1 rRNA gene is annotated in these 364 nt (G+C 52.2%); it reads left to right on the top strand.

The features are described from left to right. Positions 1-46: 46 nt before the first annotated feature. Positions 47-364, top strand: a 23S ribosomal RNA gene (locus tag G5B06_RS18695); the annotation flags it as partial.

Here is a 364-nt window from a genome sequence, read left to right as displayed (position 1 = left end):
GAGAATCAAGAGACCGCATCACCTACGCTAGGGTGATGAAGCGAAAGGTCAAGCAATAAGGGCACAGGGCGGATGCCTTGGCACTAAGAGCCGATGAAAGACGTGATAAGCTGCGAAAAGCTTCGGGGAGGAGCAAATATCCCGTGATCCGGAGATGTCTGAATGGGGAAACCCGCATGAGAAGACCTCATGCATCCATACGCCAATCCATAACGTATGGAAGGGAACCCGGGGAACTGAAACATCTAAGTACCCGGAGGAAAAGAAAGAAACATCGATTCCGTAAGTAGCGGCGAGCGAACGCGGAGGAGCCTAAACCGGTGTGCGTGCATGCCGGGGTCATGGACTGCATTTAAGATTCAGT

The sequence above is a fragment of the Blautia luti genome (assembly GCF_013304735.1).
Lineage (GTDB): Bacteria > Bacillota > Clostridia > Lachnospirales > Lachnospiraceae > Blautia_A.
The sequence above is the reverse complement of the archived record's forward strand: the minus strand, read 5'-3'. Positions and strand labels throughout refer to the sequence as shown.